Below are 18,649 nucleotides of genomic sequence, written 5' to 3' on the forward strand. Positions count from 1 at the left end.
CCTCCACCTTCCTGATGTTCGTGGAATACGCGCGTAATGCGGTACGTATGGCCGCGCTGATGAAACAGCGTCAGGTGATGGTCTACACCCACGACTCCATCGGTCTGGGTGAAGACGGCCCGACTCATCAGCCGGTAGAGCAGGTGGCTTCCCTGCGCGTGACGCCGAACATGTCCACCTGGCGTCCGTGTGACCAGGTTGAATCCGCGATTGCGTGGAAATATGGCGTAGAGCGTCAGGACGGCCCGACCGCGCTGATCCTCTCCCGTCAGAACCTGGCGCAGCAGGAGCGTACCGCAGAGCAGCTGGCAAACGTCGCTCGCGGCGGTTACGTGCTGAAAGATTGTGCCGGCCAGCCGGAGCTGATCTTCATCGCCACCGGTTCCGAAGTGGAGCTGGCAGTGGCCGCGTGGGACAAACTGACTGCCGAAGGCGTGAAGGCGCGCGTGGTCTCCATGCCGTCCACCGACGCGTTCGACAAGCAGGATGCCGCTTATCGCGAATCCGTACTGCCGAAAGCCGTTTCTGCCCGCGTCGCGGTAGAAGCCGGTATCGCGGACTACTGGTTCAAATACGTTGGCCTGAACGGCGCTATCGTTGGCATGACCACCTTCGGTGAGTCTGCGCCGGCTGAGCAGCTGTTCGAAGAGTTCGGCTTCACCGTCGACAACGTGGTCGCTAAAGCGAAAGCGCTGCTGTAAATCCCCACTGCTATCGCCCGGCCCGCTGCCGGGCGATAGCCGCCCTAAGCAATGACCTGCCTGTTATGATTTCGTCTTTTTCCTCCTGAATCATTTCTTACTCTATTTTGTGCGTGACCGCTGATTTCTGTACGTTTTTTTGTGCAGACCGGCAAATGTAGACCAGATTCAATAGGCGCTCGCACGATCGCGCCGCGACCCTGTTCCCTGCCGGAAGTCTGTAAAGGAGACCCCGTAATGCCGTCACCGATGATTTATCAGGATCTCACCACTGCCGCGCTGCTCGGCCATGCGGCGCAATATCACAGCGAGACCGAGATTGTCTCGGTGAGTACTGGCGGTGAGCAGGAGCGCAGCAGCTGGGGGGAGGTGGCCAGCCGCGCTCAGCGGCTGGCGTCGGCGCTGGCGTCGCTGGGGCTGCCGCCAGGCGCCCGCTGCGCTACCCTGGCATGGAACAATCGCCGCCACCTGGAGATCTATTTTGCCGTCGCCTCCGGCGGCTGGGTGACACACACTGTCAACCCGCGGCTGTCGGTTGACCATCTGCGGTATATCCTCAACGACGCTGCCGACGAAGTGCTGTTTTTTGACCAGACCTTTCTGCCACTGGTGGCGCAGCTGCTGCCGCAGCTGCCGACGGTGAAACACATCGTGCTGATGGAACCCCGCAGCGAAGCGGCGCTCAGCCAGTTGCCCTCATTGCTGTTTTTTGACGATCTGTTGCAGCAGGGGACAGTAGACTATCGCTGGCCGCAGCTCAATGAACTGACCCCAGCTTCGCTCTGCTACACCTCGGGAACTACCGGCCGGCCGAAAGGGGTGTTGAATACCCATCGTTCGCTGGTCCTGCACGCCCTGAGCGGCAACCAGCCGGACGCCGCCGGCATATCGGCGAAGGACAGCCTGTTGCCGGTGGTGCCGATGTTCCATGTCAACGCGTGGGGGACGCCGTTTATCGCCGCCATGGTCGGCGCGCGGCTGGTGCTGCCGGGGCCGCACCTCGATGGCGACAGCCTGCTGCAGCTGCTGGCCGCCGAGAAGGTAACGGTGGGGTTTGGCGTGCCGGTGATCTGGGCCGGCTTGCTGGCGGCGATGCGCCGGACAGAGGTCCGGCTGCCTGAATTTAAACGTGCACTGGTTGGCGGCTCCGCGCTGCCGCCGTCGATGGCCGAGGCCTTTCAGCGTGATTACGGCATTGAACTGACCCACGCCTGGGGAATGACCGAAACATCGCCTATCGGCACCATCAACACGCCGTTGAGCAAACATGACGCGCTCCCGGCACAGGAGCAGCAAAAGCAGCGCGCCGGTCAGGGGCGGCCCATATTCGGCATCGAACTGCAGGTAGTGGACGTGGATGGCGAACCGTTGCCCCGGGATGGTCAAAGTCAGGGGTATCTGCAGGTCAGAGGGCACTGGGTGGTGGAGCAGTACTATGGTCAGGACGCGAGCGCCCTGACCGCGGGAGGCTGGTTTGATACCGGCGATATCGGTACGCTCGACGCCAATGGTTATCTGGTGATCTGCGATCGGGCAAAGGATATTATCAAGTCCGGTGGCGAGTGGATCTCCACCGTTGAGCTGGAGAATATCGCCATCGCGCATCCGGCGGTGCGCAGCGCGGCGGCCATCGCCGCCCGTCATCCGCGCTGGGACGAGCGGCCGGTGCTGCTGTGCGTTCGCGCGGAAGGGGGCGAAGTGGAAGAGACCGATCTGCTGACCTGGTTTGAGACGCGGGTACCAAAGTGGCAGATCCCGGACCGGGTGATATTTGTCGACGCGCTACCGGTCAGCGCCACGGGTAAGGTGCTCAAAAATCAACTGCGCCAGGCCTACGGAGAGATTTTAATGAGTGAGGGAAAATGAGCCATGCGCGACCCGGTCTGACGACCTGCTCTCAGTATGATGCTGCCCTGTACGCCTTGTCGGCGGCGCGCCAGCGTTGGGCGGAAACCTCGGTGAACCGTCGTCTGGCGCTGCTGCGCCAGATCAAGGATGCCCTGGCTGGTATTGCCCCGGCGTGGGTGGCCGCCGCGGCGGCGGCCAAAGGGCTGCCGGCGGGCGATCCGCTGGCGGGGGAGGAGTGGCTGGCGGGCCCCTGCGCGCTAATGGTCGGCTGCAACGGGCTCATCGCCACCCTGGAGCAGCTGGAAGAGAAGACCTTTCTGCGGCGGATCCCGCTGCGGACGCTGGCGGACGGCCGCCTGGCGCTGCGGGTGGTGCCCGGCACGCTCTGGGATCGACTGTTGCTGTCTGGGGTTCGCGCTGAGATATGGATGCAGCCAGGCGTCACCCGGGCCCATCTTGACCGCTATGCGGCGCGGGCATACGACATCCCGCCGGCCGCGCGGCAGGGCAAGCTGGCGCTGGTGCTTGGCGCCGGCAATGTGGCCTCGATTGCGCCACTGGATGTGCTACACAAGCTGTTTATTGAAAATCAGGTCTGCCTGCTGAAGCTCAACCCGGTGAATGATTATCTGCACGATCTGCTGGCCCAGGCCCTGGCACCGCTGATTGCCATGGATGCGCTCCGCATCGTCACCGGCGACGCCCAGGCGGGAGCATGGCTGACCAGCCATCCCGCTGTCGATGAGATCCATATCACCGGCTCTCGCGAGACCCATGACGTCATCGTCTGGGGCGACGGTGAAGCGGCTCGCCAGCGTCGGGCCGCCGGGACGCCGCTGAACCCGCGTCGGGTGACTTCGGAGCTGGGCGGCGTCAGCCCTACCATTATCGTACCCGGGCCGTGGAGCGAGGCGGATATCGCTTTTCAGGCGCAGCAGCTGGCGACGCAGAAGATGAACAACGGCGGGTTTAACTGCGTGGCCAGCCAGGTGCTGATCCTGCAGCAGGGCTGGGAGCCAGCGACGGGCTTGCTGAATCAGCTGTACCGACTGATCGCCGCGAATACCCGCCCGGACTACTACCCCGGCGCTGAAAAACGGCTAACCGACTTTCGCCTGCGCGCCCGCCAGCCGCTGGAGATAGCGCGCGGCGACGCGCTGCCGTTGATTGTGGCGAACACCGACGATGACCCGGCGCTCTGTCAGCAGGAGGTCTTTGGCCCGGGGCTGTCGGTCACTCGTCTTGAGGCCGACAGTGCGGAAAGTTTTCTGCGCCAGGCGATCGGCTATGCGAATCAGCGGCTGCAGGGCACGCTGGGGGCCAATATTGTGATCCATCCGCGCACCCGCAAAGCGATTGGACGTAAGCGTTTTAACGCGTTAATCGCTGAGCTGCGCTACGGCACGGTGGCGATCAACTGCTGGAGCGGGGTGGCCTTCCTGTTGGCCTCTTGCCCGTGGGGCGCGTTTCCCGGCCACACGCTCGACGATATTCAGAGCGGGCGGGGCAAGGTGCATAACAGCTTTATGCTGGAGAAAACCGAGCGCACGGTGATTGAGGCGCCGTTTCGGCCGTTTCCGCGCAGTCTGTGGCATGGCGAACTGACGCTGATGCCCCTGCCGCCCTGGTTTATTACCCACCGGGGGCAGGAAGCGGTGGCGCAGAAGCTGGTGGATTTTTATCATCGGCCGCGCTGGCGCAAGCTGCCGGCGATCCTCTGGCGCGCGCTGAGGGGCTAAGGTGAGAGCAAAAAAAGGCGGAACCGCGGTTCCGCCCTGCGGGATTAGCGGCCCGCTTTCAGCTTCTGGTAATACTCTTCATAAATGGCGCTGGCGCTGCCGACGTCATTCTGCCATTCGCCTTTCTCAATGGTCGCAGCGTCCGGATAGAGCGATTTATCGTTGGCCACTGCCGGGCTGAGCATTTTGCGCGCCGCCAGGTTTGGCGTGGGGTAGCCGATGGTTTCCGCGACCTGTTTGGCGACATCCGGGCGCAGCAGGAAGTTAATCAGCTTCAGCGCGCCGTCGACGTTTTTGGCATTCGCCGGGATCGACAGGCTGTCCATCCAGAAGATGCCGCCTTCTTTCGGCCAGATCACCTCCAGCGGGGTACCGGCCTGGCGTGCGACGTAAGCCGAGCCGTTCCATACCATTCCGAGGTTCACTTCGCCTTCCATATACGGGTTCGCCGGGTTATCGGAGTTAAACGCCGCGACGTTAGGCATTAACTTTTTCAGCTCGTTATAGGCGGCTTCAATCTCTTTCGGGTCGGTGGTGTTGCCGGAATAGCCCAGCTTACGCAGCGCCATCTGGAACACTTCGCGCGCGTCGTCGGTCAGCAGCAGGCTGCTTTTGTATTCCGACTTCCACAGGTCGGCCCAGCTGGTGATGGTTTTCGGATCAATCGCATCGCTGTTGACGCCGATAGCCGTCGCCCCCCAGATATAGGGAATGGAGTAGTCGTTATTCGGATCGAACGGTTTGTTCAGCATCTGCGGATCGAGGTTGCTGAAGTTAGTCAGCTTACTCTTATCGATCTTCTGCAGCATCCCTTCTTTACGCATCTTGTCGACGAAGTAGGTCGACGGGACGACCAGGTCGTACGCGCCGTCTTTATAGGTCTTGAGCTTGGCATACATGGTTTCGTTCGACTCGTAGGTCGAATAGATGACCTTGATGCCGGTCTCTTTGGTGAACTGCTCCAGCAGGCCCGGCGGTACGTATTCGGTCCAGTTATAAAAATAGAGCGTTTTGCTATCGTCCGCGTGCGCGGCGCTCATGCCGATTGCCAGAGCGCCGGCTGCGAGCAGGTGGCGTGACCATTTTTTCATTTTAACGTCCCCTGAGTTTTATCACGTGCAATTAACTGACTGGCGATGACCATCACCAGCGACAGAACCAACAGAATCGTGGCCAGGGCGTTCACCTCAGGCGAAACGCCAACCTTGACCATCGAATAGATCTTCAGCGGCAGAATTTCATATCCCGGACCGGTCACGAACGAAGAGACCACCACGTCATCCATCGACAACGTGAAGCTCAGCAACCACCCGGCGGCGACCGCCGGCAGGGCCAGCGGCAGGATGATTTTGCGCAGGATGGTCATCTCGCTGGCGCCCAGATCTTTCGCTGCCTCCAGCATCCGCACATCAAAGCCTTTCAGTCGGGAGAACACCGTGACCACCACAAACGGCAGGCAGAAGGTGATATGCGAAAACAGCAGCGACCAGAAACCAAGCTGAATACCGATCAGCATAAACAGCACCAGCAGGGAGATGGCCATGACAATATCGGGCGACATCATCACCACAAACAGCATGCCGCTGACGAACGGCTTGCCGCGAAAGCGGTAGCGGTACAGCGCCACGGCGGTCAGCGAGCCGATAAGGGTGGCGAAGGTTGCCGACAGCACCGCCATGGTCAGGGAATGCTGGGCGGCCTGCAGCAGGCTATCGTTGTTCATCAGCAGGCTATACCAGTCGGTGGTGAACCCCTGCCAGTTGATACCAAAGCGCGACCGGTTAAACGAGTTAACGATCAGAATAATAATAGGGATGTAGAGATACGCGTAGATGGCGGTCATAAAGCCGCCGCGCAGCAGTCGACCGATCATTCCAGCTCCACCTTTTTATTCAGCAGGCGCGCCGCGCGCCAGTAAATCAACAGCATCAGGCCCATCACCAGGGTTAAGGTAATGCTGGTAGCCGCGCCGAACGGCCAGTCGCGAATATTCAGGAACTGACTCTTGATCACGTTGCCGATCAGCAGGTTCTTGGCGCCGCCCATCAGGTCGGAAACGTAGAACAGCCCCATCGCCGGCAGCATCACCAGCAGACAGCCGGCGATGATCCCCGGCATGGTCAGCGGGATGATAATGCGGATAAAGGTCTGCAGCTTGCTGGCGCCGAGATCTTTCGCCGCTTCCAGCAGCGGGCGATCCAGTTTCTCAATGCTGGAGTAGAGCGGCATCACCATAAACGGCAGCAGGATATATACCAGGCCGATAATCACCGCCGAGGGGGTGAACATAATGCGTATCGGCGTGTCGATCACCCCTAACCACAGCAGGAACTCGTTCAGATAGCCTTTGGTACTGAGGAAAATCTTCAGCCCGTAAATACGGATCAACGAGTTGGTCCAGAAGGGAACGATCAGCAGAAACAGCAGCAGGGGGCGCACCTTCTGCGGCAGCCGGGCGAGGAACCACGCAAACGGGTAGCCCAGCGCCAGGCAGGCGAGGGTCGCCAGCAGCGCCATGTTCAGCGAATGCAGCAGCACGTCGTAGTAGAGCGGATCCAGCAGCCGCGAGTAGTTGTCCAGCGTGAAGACCAGCTTGACGAAGTTGGCGTCGTCGCGGGTCAGAAAGCTGGTGGCGATGATCATCAGGTTGGGCAGGAAGACAAACAGCACCAGCCAACCGACGATGGTGGCGATCACCACATTCTGGAATTTACTGGAGTTCTTCATCGGCCAGCACCACCTCCCAGCTCTCCACCCAATTGATAGACATTTTCTGGTCAAGAGAGTGGTCGAAATCCGGGTCGTCTTCGTTAAAGAACTCGCTGACCATCACCATTTTGCCGTTTTCCAGCTCGACCACCGACTCAAGGGTCATCCCCTTATAGTTACGCTCTCGCACATAGCCGATCAGGCCGTCGGCGTCGCTGTTGTGGTGGATCTCATCGACGCGCAGATCTTCCGGGCGCAGCAGGACGTGCAGACGCTGGCCGGCCTCCACGGCAAAATTGACGGTGATATTGCACTCACGTCCTTCGACGTTGGCGCGCACGCGCTGCTCGTCGAGGCGCTCGATCACGGTGGCGTCGAAGATATTGATCTCGCCGATAAAGCTGGCGACGAACAGGTTTTTCGGCTCTTCGTAGATCTCTCGCGGGGTGCCGTCCTGTTCGATTTTGCCATCGCGCATGACCACGATGCGATCGGACATGGTCAGGGCCTCTTCCTGATCGTGGGTCACGAAGACGAAGGTGATCCCGAGCTTACGCTGCAGCGCTTTCAGTTCGTTCTGCATCTGCTTGCGCAACTTGTAATCCAGCGCCGAAAGGGATTCATCGAGCAGCAGCAGGCGCGGTTTGTTAACCACCGCGCGGGCGATGGCCACGCGCTGCTGCTGGCCGCCGGAGAGCTGGTGCGGTTTGCGCTGGGCAAAGTCTTCCAGCTGCACCATCTTTAAGGCATCCAGAACCCGCGGGGTGATTTCCGCCGCCGGGGTTTTCTGCATCCGCAGGCCAAAGGCGACGTTCTCGAATACCGTCATATGCGGAAACAGGGCGTAGCTTTGAAAGACGGTATTGACGTGGCGGTTTTCCGCCGGGACATGGGTGATATCGTGATCTTCGAGATGGATCCGTCCGCTGTCGACGTTTTCCAGGCCGGCGATAAGGCGCAGAACGGTGGTTTTACCGCAGCCAGAGGGGCCAAGCAGGGTGAGAAACTCACCATTGTTGATGGTCAGGTTAAGGTTATCGATGACCGTTTTACCATCAAAGCTCTTGCGAATTCCCGCCAGTTGCACCAGCGGCGAACGCGAACGCGGTTGTATATTCAATTTTTGACTCTGTCCCATGTAGACGCAACGGAAACTTCCGACCGCTGCGGGGTTTGTGATTAACCACCTTTGGGGTTGCACTTTTTTAATAAGGGCCAGCATTCTACGGCAAACAAGGGTAATCGCCAATCCTTGATACGCCTGCATAGTCTACCTTTACACCATAACGTCGGTTCCGTTATTAAATTTCGCTTTACGGGCTAAGAATGACCTGACGCAATATTTGTCTTTTCTGGCTTATGAATAATGTTGTCACAAAAGAAGAGGGTGGCTACATGGATAAATTGCTTGAGCGTTTTTTGCAGTACGTTTCTTTGGACACGCAGTCGAAGCCTGGCGTTCGTCAGGTCCCCAGCACGGAAGGGCAGTGGAAGCTGTTACGCCTGTTGCAGGCGCAGCTGGAAGAAATGGGACTGATCAAGGTAACGCTGAGTGAAAAAGGGACGGTAATGGGAACCCTGCCCGCCAACGTGGAGGGCGATATCCCGGCCATCGGCTTTATCTCTCACGTCGATACTTCCCCGGATTTCAGCGGTAAAAACGTTAATCCGCAGATTGTCGAAAACTATCGCGGCGGCGATATCGCGCTGGGTATCGGCGATGAGGTGCTCTCCCCGGTGATGTTCCCGGTTCTGCATCAGCTTTTGGGGCAGACGCTGATCACCACCGACGGGAAAACGCTGCTGGGGGCGGACGACAAGGCCGGCATCGCCGAGATCATGACCGCGCTGGCGACCCTGCAGGCGAAAAACATCCCTCATGGCGATATCCGCGTGGCCTTCACCCCCGATGAAGAGGTCGGAAAAGGGGCGAAGCATTTCGATGTCGAGGCCTTTGATGCCCGCTGGGCCTATACCGTCGACGGCGGTGGCGTGGGGGAACTGGAGTTTGAAAACTTCAACGCCGCCTCGGTGACCATTAAGATTGTCGGCAATAACGTGCATCCCGGCACCGCAAAAGGGGTGATGGTCAATGCGCTGTCGCTGGCCGCGCGCATTCATGCCGAAGTGCCGGCCGACGAGGCGCCGGAGACTACCGAAGGTTATGAAGGCTTTTATCACCTCACCAGCATCAAAGGCAGCGTGGATCGGGCCGAGATGCACTACATCATCCGCGATTTTGACCGCAAGCACTTTGAGGCGCGTAAACGCAAGATGATGGAGATCGCCAAAAAGGTCGGCAAGGGGCTGCACCCGGACTGCTATATCGAGCTGGTGATCGAGGATAGTTATTACAACATGCATGAGCAGGTGATCGCCCATCCGCACGTGGTCGATATTGCCCGCCAGGCGATGGTGGACTGCGATATTGAACCGCAGATGAAGCCGATCCGCGGCGGCACCGACGGCGCGCAGCTCTCGTTTATGGGACTGCCGTGCCCGAACCTGTTTACCGGCGGCTACAACTATCACGGCAAACATGAGTTTGTCACCCTGGAAGGGATGGAGAAGGCGGTGCAGGTGATCGTGCGTATCGCCGAGCTGACGGCAACACGAAAAGGGAAATAGCCTTCGCAACCAGGCCGCTCATTCTGCTTGTCGCACAAGATGCCGGATGGCGGCTTCGCCTTATCCGGCCTACGGTTCAGCCGGAGACCGCAGAACCCGTAGGCCCGGCAAGCGCAGCGCCGCCGGGCAAAAGCGATAAGGCTAATACTGAGGAGGGAACCTCACATGTCTGATTATCGTCGCAGTTATATCCCCGGCGGCTGCTGGTTCTTCACCGTTAACCTGCAAAATCGCCACAGCGATCTCCTGACGCGGCATATTGCTCATCTGCGTGCCGCTACAGCGTTTGTTAAAAGCAAAAAACCTTTTCTGATTAACGCCTGGGTGGTTTTACCAGAGCATATGCACTGCATCTGGACCCTGCCTGAGGGGGATACCGATTATTCCGGTCGCTGGCGGGATATTAAAAAAATGTTTACCCGAGCGCTGGCGCAGCGCCATATCTGGCAGCCGCGCTTCTGGGAACATGCCATCCGTAATGAAGAAGATTACCGGCGGCATATGGATTACGTTTATATCAATCCCGTTAAACACGGTCATGTCCGTCGGGTGCAGGATTGGCCGTATTCGACCTTTCATCGCGATGTGCGCCGGGCATGGTATCCGCCAGATTGGGCGGGTGAGGTAAGCGAATTTGATGCAGGCGAGAGGCGATAATGCTCGGGTAAGACATTGCCGCCATCGAAACCACAAAGTGCCGGATGGCGGCTTCGCCTTATCCGGCCTACGGTCCAGCCGGTGACCGCAGAACCCGTAGGCCCGGCAAGCGCAGCGCCGCCGGGCGGTGAACAGCAGAGCGGGTGCCGGTCTTTATGCCGGATGGCGGCTTCGCCTTATCCGGCCTGGAGTCCAGCCGGTGACCACAGAACCCGTAGGCCCGGCAAGCGCAGCGCCGCCGGGCAGGATGATGGCTCAGTCGCCAAAGAACCAGTAGCCGCTGTTGACCAGCGCTGCCAGCATGGCGAGGAATGACGGATCTTCCAGCGCATCGCCAAAATGGTCGGCGCGCAGCGTCAGATGGGTGGCTAAGGCGTCCAGCGCCGGGCGGTGCGGGGAGTTGATCTTCTCGCCATTGACGAACACCTCGCCGTCAATGCGCAGCACCCGCAGGCCACCCAGGCGTTCCAGGGTATCGCCCTGCTGCAGGGCATCGTAAATCTCATCTGGCTGATACGGCGGCTCCGGCGGTGCGACGTCGAGCTCATGACGCGACTGGGTGATAAACTCGCCAAACCACTGTTTAAAGTGCTCTGGTTGATTAATCAGCCCCAGCATCATCTCGCGCAGGCGGTCGAGTTCGACGGGTAAAATATCCGCCGGATGGTCGCGGGACGGCACGTCCGGATCGGCGTAGCGCTGGCTGCCCAGTTCGCGCTGGAGAACGTAGTCGGCAAAGCCGCTGAACAGCTCGCGGGCATTCGGCGCGCGATAGCCGACCGAATAGTTGAGCGAGTTTTCCAGCGAATACCCCTCATGCGGGAATCCTGGCGGAATATAGAGAATATCCCCCGGCTCCATCTCTTCATCGATGATCGCCTCGAAGGGGTCAACCTGCAGCAGGTCCGGATGCGGGCAGTGCTGTTTCATCGGCACCTTTTCCCCGACGCGCCAGCGCCGACGGCCGGTGCCCTGAATGATAAACACATCATACTGATCCAGATGCGGACCGACGCCGCCCCCGGGTACCGAGAAGGAGATCATCAGATCGTCGATACGCCAGTCCGGCAGAGCGCGGAACGGATGCATCAGCGCCGCTGAGGGTTCATGCCAGTGGTTAACCGCCTGCACCAGCAGGGACCAGTTGTTTTCACTCAGGTGATCGTAGCTTTCGAAGGGACCGTGACTGACCTGCCATTTTCCATCCTGATGGCTGACAAGGCGGCTATCGACCTCGCTCTCCATGGCCAGTCCAGCCAGTTCGTCCGGGCTTAGGGGGTCGATAAAATTGGCGAAGCCGCGCTTCAGTACCACCGGCCGTTTTTGCCAGTAGCGTTCGATAAAGTCGGGCCAGTTAAGCGTTAATTGATAATCCATATTGATATTCCACTGCAGGTGTCTGACAGGGATTATAACGGATGCGGCGCCCCGGCGATGCAGGCGCCGTTAAAAAACTCAATGATTAACCCTGTTTATCTTCCATCAGCTGGCGGCCAAACACCACCTCCATGCAGGCGCCGCCGAGCAGGCTTTCGCTGGCGATAATCTCCCCGTCATATTGCTCGACGATTTCGCGGGCGACGGAGAGCCCCACACCCTGGCCGGGGCGCAGCGTATCTGCCCGCTGGCCGCGGTCGAAGACGGCGCGGCGCTGGCTCTGCGGGATCCCCGGGCCATCGTCTTCCACCAGAATATGCAGATGGCTGTCGGTGGTTTGGCGCACGGAAACCTCCACGAACTCCAGACAGTACTTACAGGCGTTATCGAGAACGTTACCCATCACTTCCATAAAATCGTTCTGCTCGCCGACAAAAGTGATCTCCGGCGAGATGTCGAGCGAGATATTGACCCCTTTGCGCTGATAGACCTTGTTGAGAGCGGAGGTCAGGCTATCAAGCAGCGGGGCGATCGGATGCAGCTCCCGGCTCAACAGGGTGCCGCCGCTGCGCATGCTGGCGCGATGCAGATAGTAACCAATCTGCTGCGAGATGCGGCTTATCTGCTCCAGCATCACCGGCTCCGCCTCATCGACGCTAATCTTCTCGCCGCGCAGCGAGCGCAGGGTGCTCTGCATCACCGCCAGCGGCGTTTTCAGGCTGTGGGTGAGATCGGTGAGGGTGGTGCGGTATTTGTCATAGCGTTCACGCTCGCTGCGAACCAGGCGGTTAAGGTTGCTGACCAGCCGGGTCAGCTCGCGGGTGGTGTTGGGATTGAGCTTTTCGCGGTGGTGCTCCTCCAGCTCACGTACCTCTTTCGCCAGCGACTCGATAGGCCGCAGGCTCCACCATGCGGCGACCCACAGCAGGGGGATCACCAGCAGCAGGTTGGCGGCCAGCACGTAGATAAACCAGCTCCACACCATATAGCTGCGCTTGAGCTCCACCGGGATGGTATCGACCACCACAATGCTGAGCTGGGGCATTTTGCTGGTGGCCGGATAGAGGTTGATCGCCACCGAGTGGGTCATCTCCGAATCGTCGCCCTGCTCGCGGATGGCGTCCAGCTGTTCCTGAATCTCGTGGTTGTTGCGCAGCAGCATGCTGCTGCTGTCGACATCGGCTTCGATCTCATGGAAACCATTGCGCTTCAGCCATTCCGGTTGAATGCGTTTCGCCAGCCAGGGGACATTGCGCTGTGCCCACAGCAGTTTACCCTTCTCATCGTAGATAAGGGTCACCGTCGGGCTTTCCATATTCAGGTTTTCCGGGATATCAACGTCAATAGCGCCGTTCTCCCATTTCGCCAGCATATAAAAGAGATTGCTCTCGCCGCGCAGCAGGCGGAAGGTGGTTTTATCAAAGCTGACGCTGTAGCCCACCAGCGCCACCATGCCATAGGCCAGGGAGAGCACCAGTACGACCCCGGCGGTCGCCAGCAGGAAGCGAACCCGTAATGACAGGGGGAAGATATGCCGCAACAGTCCCTTCATCAGCGCAGTTCGAACAGATAGCCCTGGCCGCGCACCGTGGTGATGACGTCCTGCGGGTATTCAGCCTGAATTTTCTTGCGCAGCCGGCCCATCAGTACGTCGATGGTATGGCTCTCACGCAGTTCGGCATCCGGGTAAAGCTGGAGCATCAGGGAATCTTTGCTGACCACTTTGCCGCGGTTGCGGATCAGGGTTTCCATAATGGTGTACTCAAAGGCCGTCAGCTTGATCGGCTGATCGTTGACTGACAGCTCGCGCCGGGAGAGGTCGACCTGGAACGGCGGCAGGGAGATCACCTGTGAGGCCAGGCCGCTGTTGCGGCGCAGCAGCGCCTGCATGCGGGCGGCAACCTCTTCAATATGGAAAGGCTTGGTGACGTAATCATCCGCCCCGGCGCTCAGCACTTCCACTTTATCCTGCCACCCTTCGCGGGCGGTCAGCACCAGCACCGGCAGCGACACATCGTGGCTGCGCCAGCGGCGGATCAGCGATAGTCCGTCTTCATCCGGCAGGCCGAGGTCGACGATGGCGATATCCGGGAGATGTTCGCCCAGATAGTAGTCCGCTTCCCTGGCATCTTCCGCCGCATCGACCTGATGGCCCAGCTCCTGCAGCTGAACTTTGAGGTGGTGACGCAGCAGGGCGTTATCCTCAACCACGAGTACGCGCATGACTGTTCTCCCTTCCTGTGTTGATAGTAATCTGACGCTCATTATATACGCAAAATATAAACAGCTGTTAAATAAAGCTTTTTATACCAACGGCGCATAACACCGCCAGGCAGGTCAGCCTTCGGCGATGCCCTTTGCGCATAGTGCATGGAACTCCTTCATTCTATGCGTAATTTCAGCAAACGCCCAGCGGCAGAGCGCGGGCAGAGCGCGGGTTGGTGATGTTAATTTTTTGTGTAATAGTGCTGGGATCACCTCTCAATGACGCCGCAGGTTATCCATTATGTCTCAGCAGAAAAGTGCGGACTGGGTCAGGCTGGCGCAGTCGCCCAGTCAGACGGAACGCATCGAAGCCTTCTTCGGCGGCCACGGCTATGAGCCCCACCGGCATGATACCTATGCTATCGGCCAGACGATCGCCGGCGTGCAGAGCTTTCACTATCGCGGCGGACTCCAGCACAGCCTGCCCGGCGGAACGATGGTGCTTCACCCGGACGAAATACATGACGGCGAGGCGGGCACCGAGGCGGGGTTTCACTACCGCATGGTCTATATCGAACCGGCGCTGATCCAGAAGATACTCGGCGGCAGGCCACTGCCGTTTATTCCCGGCGGCCTGTCGGCGGATCCGCGCCTGCGGTGCGCCGCGCTGCCGTTATTAAAAGCGGTCACGGACACCTTCGAGCCGCTGGAGGAAGAGGATGCTCTGTACGACCTGGCGCAGACCCTGGCTGTGGTCGGCGGACAACGTTCCCGTCGCCAGGCGTTTGATTATCAGGCGGCGGAGAGGGCCCGGGAGTATATCCATGCCTGTTTTATGCAGGATATGACCCTCGACACCCTGTCGCAGGTCAGCGGCCGGGACCGCTGGAGCCTGAGCCGGGATTTCAGAACGCTGTACGGCACCAGCCCGTGGCGTTACGTCATGATGCGCCGGCTCGATTTTTGCCGCCAGCGGATGCGCGCCGGGGAGCGTCTGGTGGATATTGCCGCCGACGCGGGGTTTGCCGATCAGAGCCACATGACGCGCCAGTTTATCAGCCGCTTTGGTCTCTCTCCGGGCCGCTGGCTGCGGGCGATCCGCGGCTAGCGCGGTTCAGGTTGCACAATCGTTCAAGCGTGACCGCGGCGAGGCGAACTATGCTGACTGCCTTTATCACAAGGAGACAGCCCATGTATCAACTCGTTAATCTTGCTCAGAAATTTTCCCTGTTCAGCGAACAATGGCAGCCCAAAGTGGTGGCTGAGATGAACGACTATCAGTTCAAGATCGTGCGCATCGCCGGCGATTTTATCTGGCACAGCCACCCGGAAACCGATGAGACATTGATGGTGGTGGAGGGGGTATTACGCGTGGACTTCCGCGACGGACATGTGCTGGTGAAGGCCGGGGAGATGATCGTCGTGCCGCGCGGGGTGGAACATAAGACCTCGGCGGAGACGGAAGCGAAGCTCATGCTGATTGAGCCGCGCGGCGTACTGAATACCGGCCATGAGGGCGGCGAGCGGACGGCGGTGAACGACGTCTGGATCTGATTGCTTTCCGGCGACAAAACGCCCCTCTTTCCGGCGGAAAGAGGGGCAGGGCGATTATTTCAGCTCGTCAACCATGGTGGTTGCCCGACCAATATAGTTGGCCGGAGTCATCGCTTTGAGGCGCACTTTTTCCTCTTCCGGCAGGGCGAGGCTGTCAATAAACTGCTTCATCCCTTCCGCGTCAACGCGTTTGCCGCGGGTCAGCTCTTTCAGCTTCTCGTACGGTTTTTCGATACCGTAACGGCGCATCACGGTCTGGATCGGCTCAGCCAGTACTTCCCAGTTGTGATCCAGTTCGTCCAGCAGGCGATCCTGGTTCAGCTCCAGCTTGCTGATCCCTTTGAGGGTGGACTGATAGGCGATCAGCGCATAGCCGATTCCCACGCCGAGGTTACGCAGGACGGTGGAGTCGGTCAGGTCGCGCTGCCAGCGGGAAACCGGCAGTTTGCTGGCCAGGTGCTGCATGACCGCATTGGCCAGGCCGAGGTTGCCTTCGGAGTTTTCGAAGTCAATCGGGTTCACCTTGTGCGGCATGGTGGAGGAGCCGATTTCCCCGGCGATGGTCTTCTGTTTGAAGTGGTTGAGCGCGATGTAGCCCCACACATCGCGATCGAAATCGATCAGAATGGTGTTGAAGCGCGCGATGCAGTCAAACAGCTCAGCGATGTAGTCATGCGGCTCGATCTGGGTGGTGTACGGGTTCCACTGAATGCCCAGCGAGGTGACGAACTCTTCGCTGAACTGATGCCAGTCGACTTCCGGGTAGGCCGCGATGTGGGCGTTGTAGTTACCCACCGCGCCGTTGATTTTACCGAGGATTTCCACCTGGTTCAGCTGACGGTACTGGCGCTCCATACGGTAGGCGACGTTCGCCATCTCTTTACCCATGGTGGACGGCGTTGCCGGCTGACCGTGGGTACGGGAGAGCAGCGGCACATCGCGGTACTGGGTTGCCAGATCTTTTACCGCGTCAATCAGCTTGCGCCAGTAAGGCAGAACCACTTCGTCGCGGGCGGTTTTCAGCATCAGCGCGTGGGAGAGGTTATTGATGTCTTCAGACGTACAGGCGAAGTGAATAAACTCAGATACCGCGTGCAGCTCGGCGACGTCAGCGACTTTCTCTTTCAGAAAATACTCTACCGCTTTCACGTCGTGGTTAGTGGTGCGCTCGATGGTTTTGATGCGCTCCGCGTCTTCGACGCTGAAATCGGCGACGATTTTGTCAAGGAAACCGTTTGCGTCGGCAGCAAAAGCAGGAACTTCCTTGATCGCTGCGTGGGCGGCCAGTTTTTGCAGCCAACGTACTTCCACCTGAACGCGGAATTTCAGCAAACCGAATTCGCTGAAGATACCGCGCAGCGCGCTGACTTTATCGCCGTAGCGGCCGTCTACAGGGGAAACGGCGGTCAGTGAGGATAATTCCATAGATCACAACTCCGGGGTTAAATGAGCAAGAATTTGCTTTGCCTGGTTAACCAGACGATTACGGGAAAACATAAGCTGCAGACGTCCGCCGCCCACCTGATGCCAGAGCACCGCGGCGCGAATACCCGCCAGCAGCGCTGAGCGAACTTTCGCCTGCACCTGCGGGCTTTGCAGCACGGCAGGGGAGCCGGTCACCTGAATACGCGGCCCCAGCGGGCTTATCACGTCAACATAGATGCCTGCCATGGCGCTGAGCAGCGTTTCGGACTGCAGGTCAAAGTGTTCCAGTTGACGGTGCAGGCCGGCGATGCGGTTGCCGAGCGTGTCCATCGCCCCTTTACTGGCGGCGAGCTTGCGCTCCAGCACCATCAGGCTCAGGGTATAGCGCGTCAGTTCAGCATTGAGGCCCTGACGGCTGCTGGTATTGAGCACCCCGAGCAGCGTTTCAAGGCCGAGGCGAAGATTGGCTTCACTGCCACCGAACACCGCCAGCGTCGACTCGGGATCGAGGTCGATGATGCTGTTCAGCGACACATGCAGGGCATCGCTGTCGCAATGTCCCTGATGCGCCAGTTGCTGAACCAGTCGTGCCGCCTGGCAAACGCCAGCCAGCGCCAGCGTGATGTCATAGTAATTCTTCGCCACACATACTCCTTGTCAGCCGTCGGGGCGGTTCGTCCCGACGGAAATAACGCGCGTTCAGGACTGCAGAGGCAGTCGTTGTTCAATAATTCCGCCGCCGAGGCACACTTCACCCAGATAGAACACTGCGGACTGGCCCGGGGTGACCGCCGCGACCGGCTCATCAAAGCGAACTTCGATACGGTCTTCATCCAGCGCGGTGACGGTGCAGGGGATATCGGTCTGGCGATAGCGGGTTTTCACCGTGCAGCGCAGGGTGCCCTGCAGCGGTTCACGGTCAACCCAGTGCAGCTGTTGGGCAATCAGGCCGACGGACATCAGGCGCGGGTGGTCATGGCCCTGGGCGACGATAAGAATATTATTCTCAACGTCTTTATCCACCACGTACCACGGATCTTCGCTACCCTCTTTGGTGCCGCCGATGCCCAGCCCTTTACGCTGGCCCAGCGTATGGTACATCAGCCCCTGATGGGTACCGATCTCCTCGCCGTCGACGGTGAGAATTTTGCCCGGCTGCGCCGGCAGATAACGGCCAAGGAAATCGCGGAATTTACGTTCGCCGATAAAGCAGATGCCGGTGGAATCTTTTTTCTTCGCGGTGATCAGATCCAGCTCTTCGGCGATCTTACGCACCTGCGGTTTTTCCAGCTCACCCACCGGGAACAGGCTCTGGGCAATCTGCTCGTGGCTAAGGGTATAGAGGAAGTAGCTCTGATCTTTGTTACCGTCGAGGCCGCGCAGCAGCTGGCTTTTGCCGTCGACATCGGCGCGGCGCACATAGTGCCCGGTGGCGATGTAGTCGGCGCCGAGGTCTTCGGCGGCAAACTCGAGGAAGGCTTTAAACTTGATCTCTTTATTGCACAGAATATCCGGGTTCGGCGTGCGGCCGGCTTTGTACTCTTCCAGGAAGAGCTCAAAGACGTTGTCCCAATATTCGGCGGCAAAGTTAACGGTGTGCAGTTCAATGCCCAGCTTATCGCAGACCGCTTGCGCATCGGCAAGGTCGGCGGCGGCGGTGCAGTATTCCTCGCCGTCGTCTTCCTCCCAGTTCTTCATGAACAGGCCTTCCACCTTATACCCTTGCTGCAGCAGCAGGTACGCGGAGACCGAGGAGTCGACGCCGCCGGACATGCCGACGATCACTTTTTTCTGGCTTTCTGACAT

Annotated in this window: 17 protein-coding genes; 7 read left to right on the top strand and 10 right to left on the bottom strand. The window is 59.3% G+C overall.

Annotated features, from left to right (window positions below):
• The 3 genes from CW267_RS10470 to CW267_RS10480 form a co-directional block, all read left to right on the top strand.
• Window positions 1-701 (top strand): transketolase-like TK C-terminal-containing protein (locus tag CW267_RS10470; RefSeq protein WP_308149054.1); only part of this gene is annotated, 701 nt, incomplete at its 5' end.
• Between the two features lie 237 nt (window positions 702-938).
• Window positions 939-2,567, top strand: a complete 1,629-nt coding sequence (locus CW267_RS10475) for a long-chain fatty acid--CoA ligase (RefSeq protein ID WP_023322319.1) — start codon at window positions 939-941, stop codon at window positions 2,565-2,567.
• The gene (locus CW267_RS10480) at window positions 2,564-4,288 is read left to right on the top strand and encodes an aldehyde dehydrogenase family protein (protein ID WP_064160823.1); all 1,725 of its coding nucleotides are present in this window, start codon (window positions 2,564-2,566) and stop codon (window positions 4,286-4,288) included. The genes CW267_RS10475 and CW267_RS10480 overlap by 4 nt, the downstream gene beginning before the upstream one ends.
• Window positions 4,289-4,332: 44 nt before the next feature.
• Here CW267_RS10480 and potD read toward each other — a convergent pair whose 3' ends face one another.
• From potD to potA, 4 genes are read right to left on the bottom strand one after another with little or no spacing between them, the layout of a single operon-like run.
• Complete coding sequence (gene potD, locus CW267_RS10485; RefSeq protein ID WP_023297371.1) at window positions 4,333-5,379, bottom strand: spermidine/putrescine ABC transporter substrate-binding protein PotD; 1,047 nt, start codon at window positions 5,377-5,379, stop codon at window positions 4,333-4,335.
• A complete protein-coding gene (potC, locus tag CW267_RS10490) occupies window positions 5,376-6,161 on the bottom strand; it encodes a spermidine/putrescine ABC transporter permease PotC (protein ID WP_012968557.1) in 786 nt (261 codons plus the stop codon). The genes potD and potC overlap by 4 nt, the downstream gene beginning before the upstream one ends.
• Window positions 6,158-7,015 (bottom strand): spermidine/putrescine ABC transporter permease PotB, encoded by an 858-nt coding sequence (potB, locus tag CW267_RS10495; RefSeq protein WP_008806020.1) that lies wholly within the window; start codon window positions 7,013-7,015, stop codon window positions 6,158-6,160. Before potB ends, potC begins: the two co-directional genes overlap by 4 nt.
• Window positions 6,999-8,135 (bottom strand): spermidine/putrescine ABC transporter ATP-binding protein PotA, encoded by a 1,137-nt coding sequence (gene potA / locus CW267_RS10500; protein ID WP_012542217.1) that lies wholly within the window; start codon window positions 8,133-8,135, stop codon window positions 6,999-7,001. The genes potB and potA overlap by 17 nt, the downstream gene beginning before the upstream one ends.
• 257 nt (window positions 8,136-8,392) lie before the next feature.
• Here potA and pepT point away from each other — a divergent pair, with 257 nt between their 5' ends.
• Complete coding sequence (gene pepT / locus CW267_RS10505; protein WP_016160629.1) at window positions 8,393-9,625, top strand: peptidase T; 1,233 nt, start codon at window positions 8,393-8,395, stop codon at window positions 9,623-9,625.
• A 165-nt stretch (window positions 9,626-9,790) separates the two neighbouring features.
• On the top strand, window positions 9,791-10,282 hold the full coding sequence (locus CW267_RS10510) for an REP-associated tyrosine transposase (protein WP_008806023.1): 492 nt from the start codon (window positions 9,791-9,793) through the stop codon (window positions 10,280-10,282).
• Between the two features lie 255 nt (window positions 10,283-10,537).
• Here CW267_RS10510 and CW267_RS10515 read toward each other — a convergent pair whose 3' ends face one another.
• The 3 genes from CW267_RS10515 to phoP all read right to left on the bottom strand — a co-directional run bounded on the left by CW267_RS10515 (window position 10,538) and on the right by phoP (window position 13,882).
• On the bottom strand, window positions 10,538-11,659 hold the full coding sequence (locus tag CW267_RS10515) for a cupin domain-containing protein (RefSeq protein WP_012542214.1): 1,122 nt from the start codon (window positions 11,657-11,659) through the stop codon (window positions 10,538-10,540).
• An 85-nt stretch (window positions 11,660-11,744) separates the two neighbouring features.
• Complete coding sequence (phoQ, locus tag CW267_RS10520; RefSeq protein ID WP_046622359.1) at window positions 11,745-13,211, bottom strand: two-component system sensor histidine kinase PhoQ; 1,467 nt, start codon at window positions 13,209-13,211, stop codon at window positions 11,745-11,747.
• Window positions 13,211-13,882 carry a two-component system response regulator PhoP gene (gene phoP / locus CW267_RS10525; protein ID WP_004150807.1) on the bottom strand — a complete coding sequence of 224 codons (672 nt, stop codon included), beginning with the start codon at window positions 13,880-13,882 and terminating at the stop codon, window positions 13,211-13,213. The genes phoQ and phoP overlap by 1 nt, the downstream gene beginning before the upstream one ends.
• Before the next feature lie 283 nt (window positions 13,883-14,165).
• Between phoP and CW267_RS10530 the strand changes: the two genes are divergently transcribed.
• Both CW267_RS10530 and CW267_RS10535 read left to right on the top strand, forming a co-directional pair.
• Window positions 14,166-14,972 (top strand): AraC family transcriptional regulator, encoded by an 807-nt coding sequence (locus CW267_RS10530; protein ID WP_046622358.1) that lies wholly within the window; start codon window positions 14,166-14,168, stop codon window positions 14,970-14,972.
• Window positions 14,973-15,055: 83 nt separating this feature from the next.
• Complete coding sequence (locus CW267_RS10535) at window positions 15,056-15,418, top strand: cupin domain-containing protein (protein WP_012542212.1); 363 nt, start codon at window positions 15,056-15,058, stop codon at window positions 15,416-15,418.
• Between the two features lie 54 nt (window positions 15,419-15,472).
• On the opposite strand, the gene purB is transcribed toward CW267_RS10535, so the two are convergent.
• The 3 genes from purB to mnmA are packed head-to-tail and all read right to left on the bottom strand — an operon-like array spanning window position 15,473 to window position 18,649.
• A complete protein-coding gene (purB, locus tag CW267_RS10540; protein ID WP_004176557.1) occupies window positions 15,473-16,843 on the bottom strand; it encodes an adenylosuccinate lyase in 1,371 nt (456 codons plus the stop codon).
• Between the two features lie 3 nt (window positions 16,844-16,846).
• Window positions 16,847-17,488, bottom strand: a complete 642-nt coding sequence (hflD, locus tag CW267_RS10545; RefSeq protein ID WP_004140557.1) for a high frequency lysogenization protein HflD — start codon at window positions 17,486-17,488, stop codon at window positions 16,847-16,849.
• A 54-nt stretch (window positions 17,489-17,542) separates the two neighbouring features.
• On the bottom strand, window positions 17,543-18,649 hold the full coding sequence (mnmA, locus tag CW267_RS10550; RefSeq protein WP_012542211.1) for a tRNA 2-thiouridine(34) synthase MnmA: 1,107 nt from the start codon (window positions 18,647-18,649) through the stop codon (window positions 17,543-17,545).

The organism is Klebsiella sp. X1-16S-Nf21, from assembly GCF_002837615.1.
GTDB lineage: Bacteria > Pseudomonadota > Gammaproteobacteria > Enterobacterales > Enterobacteriaceae > Klebsiella > Klebsiella variicola.

Coding starts and splice junctions, on each gene's coding strand:
- CW267_RS10475 (WP_023322319.1), top strand. CDS start 939: ATGCCGTCACCGATGATTTATCAGGATCTCACCACTGCCGCGCTGCTC.
- CW267_RS10480 (WP_064160823.1), top strand. CDS start 2,564: ATGAGCCATGCGCGACCCGGTCTGACGACCTGCTCTCAGTATGATGCT.
- potD (WP_023297371.1), bottom strand. CDS start 5,379: ATGAAAAAATGGTCACGCCACCTGCTCGCAGCCGGCGCTCTGGCAATC.
- potC (WP_012968557.1), bottom strand. CDS start 6,161: ATGATCGGTCGACTGCTGCGCGGCGGCTTTATGACCGCCATCTACGCG.
- potB (WP_008806020.1), bottom strand. CDS start 7,015: ATGAAGAACTCCAGTAAATTCCAGAATGTGGTGATCGCCACCATCGTC.
- potA (WP_012542217.1), bottom strand. CDS start 8,135: ATGGGACAGAGTCAAAAATTGAATATACAACCGCGTTCGCGTTCGCCG.
- pepT (WP_016160629.1), top strand. CDS start 8,393: ATGGATAAATTGCTTGAGCGTTTTTTGCAGTACGTTTCTTTGGACACG.
- CW267_RS10510 (WP_008806023.1), top strand. CDS start 9,791: ATGTCTGATTATCGTCGCAGTTATATCCCCGGCGGCTGCTGGTTCTTC.
- CW267_RS10515 (WP_012542214.1), bottom strand. CDS start 11,659: ATGGATTATCAATTAACGCTTAACTGGCCCGACTTTATCGAACGCTAC.
- phoQ (WP_046622359.1), bottom strand. CDS start 13,211: ATGAAGGGACTGTTGCGGCATATCTTCCCCCTGTCATTACGGGTTCGC.
- phoP (WP_004150807.1), bottom strand. CDS start 13,882: ATGCGCGTACTCGTGGTTGAGGATAACGCCCTGCTGCGTCACCACCTC.
- CW267_RS10530 (WP_046622358.1), top strand. CDS start 14,166: ATGTCTCAGCAGAAAAGTGCGGACTGGGTCAGGCTGGCGCAGTCGCCC.
- CW267_RS10535 (WP_012542212.1), top strand. CDS start 15,056: ATGTATCAACTCGTTAATCTTGCTCAGAAATTTTCCCTGTTCAGCGAA.
- purB (WP_004176557.1), bottom strand. CDS start 16,843: ATGGAATTATCCTCACTGACCGCCGTTTCCCCTGTAGACGGCCGCTAC.
- mnmA (WP_012542211.1), bottom strand. CDS start 18,649: ATGTCAGAAAGCCAGAAAAAAGTGATCGTCGGCATGTCCGGCGGCGTC.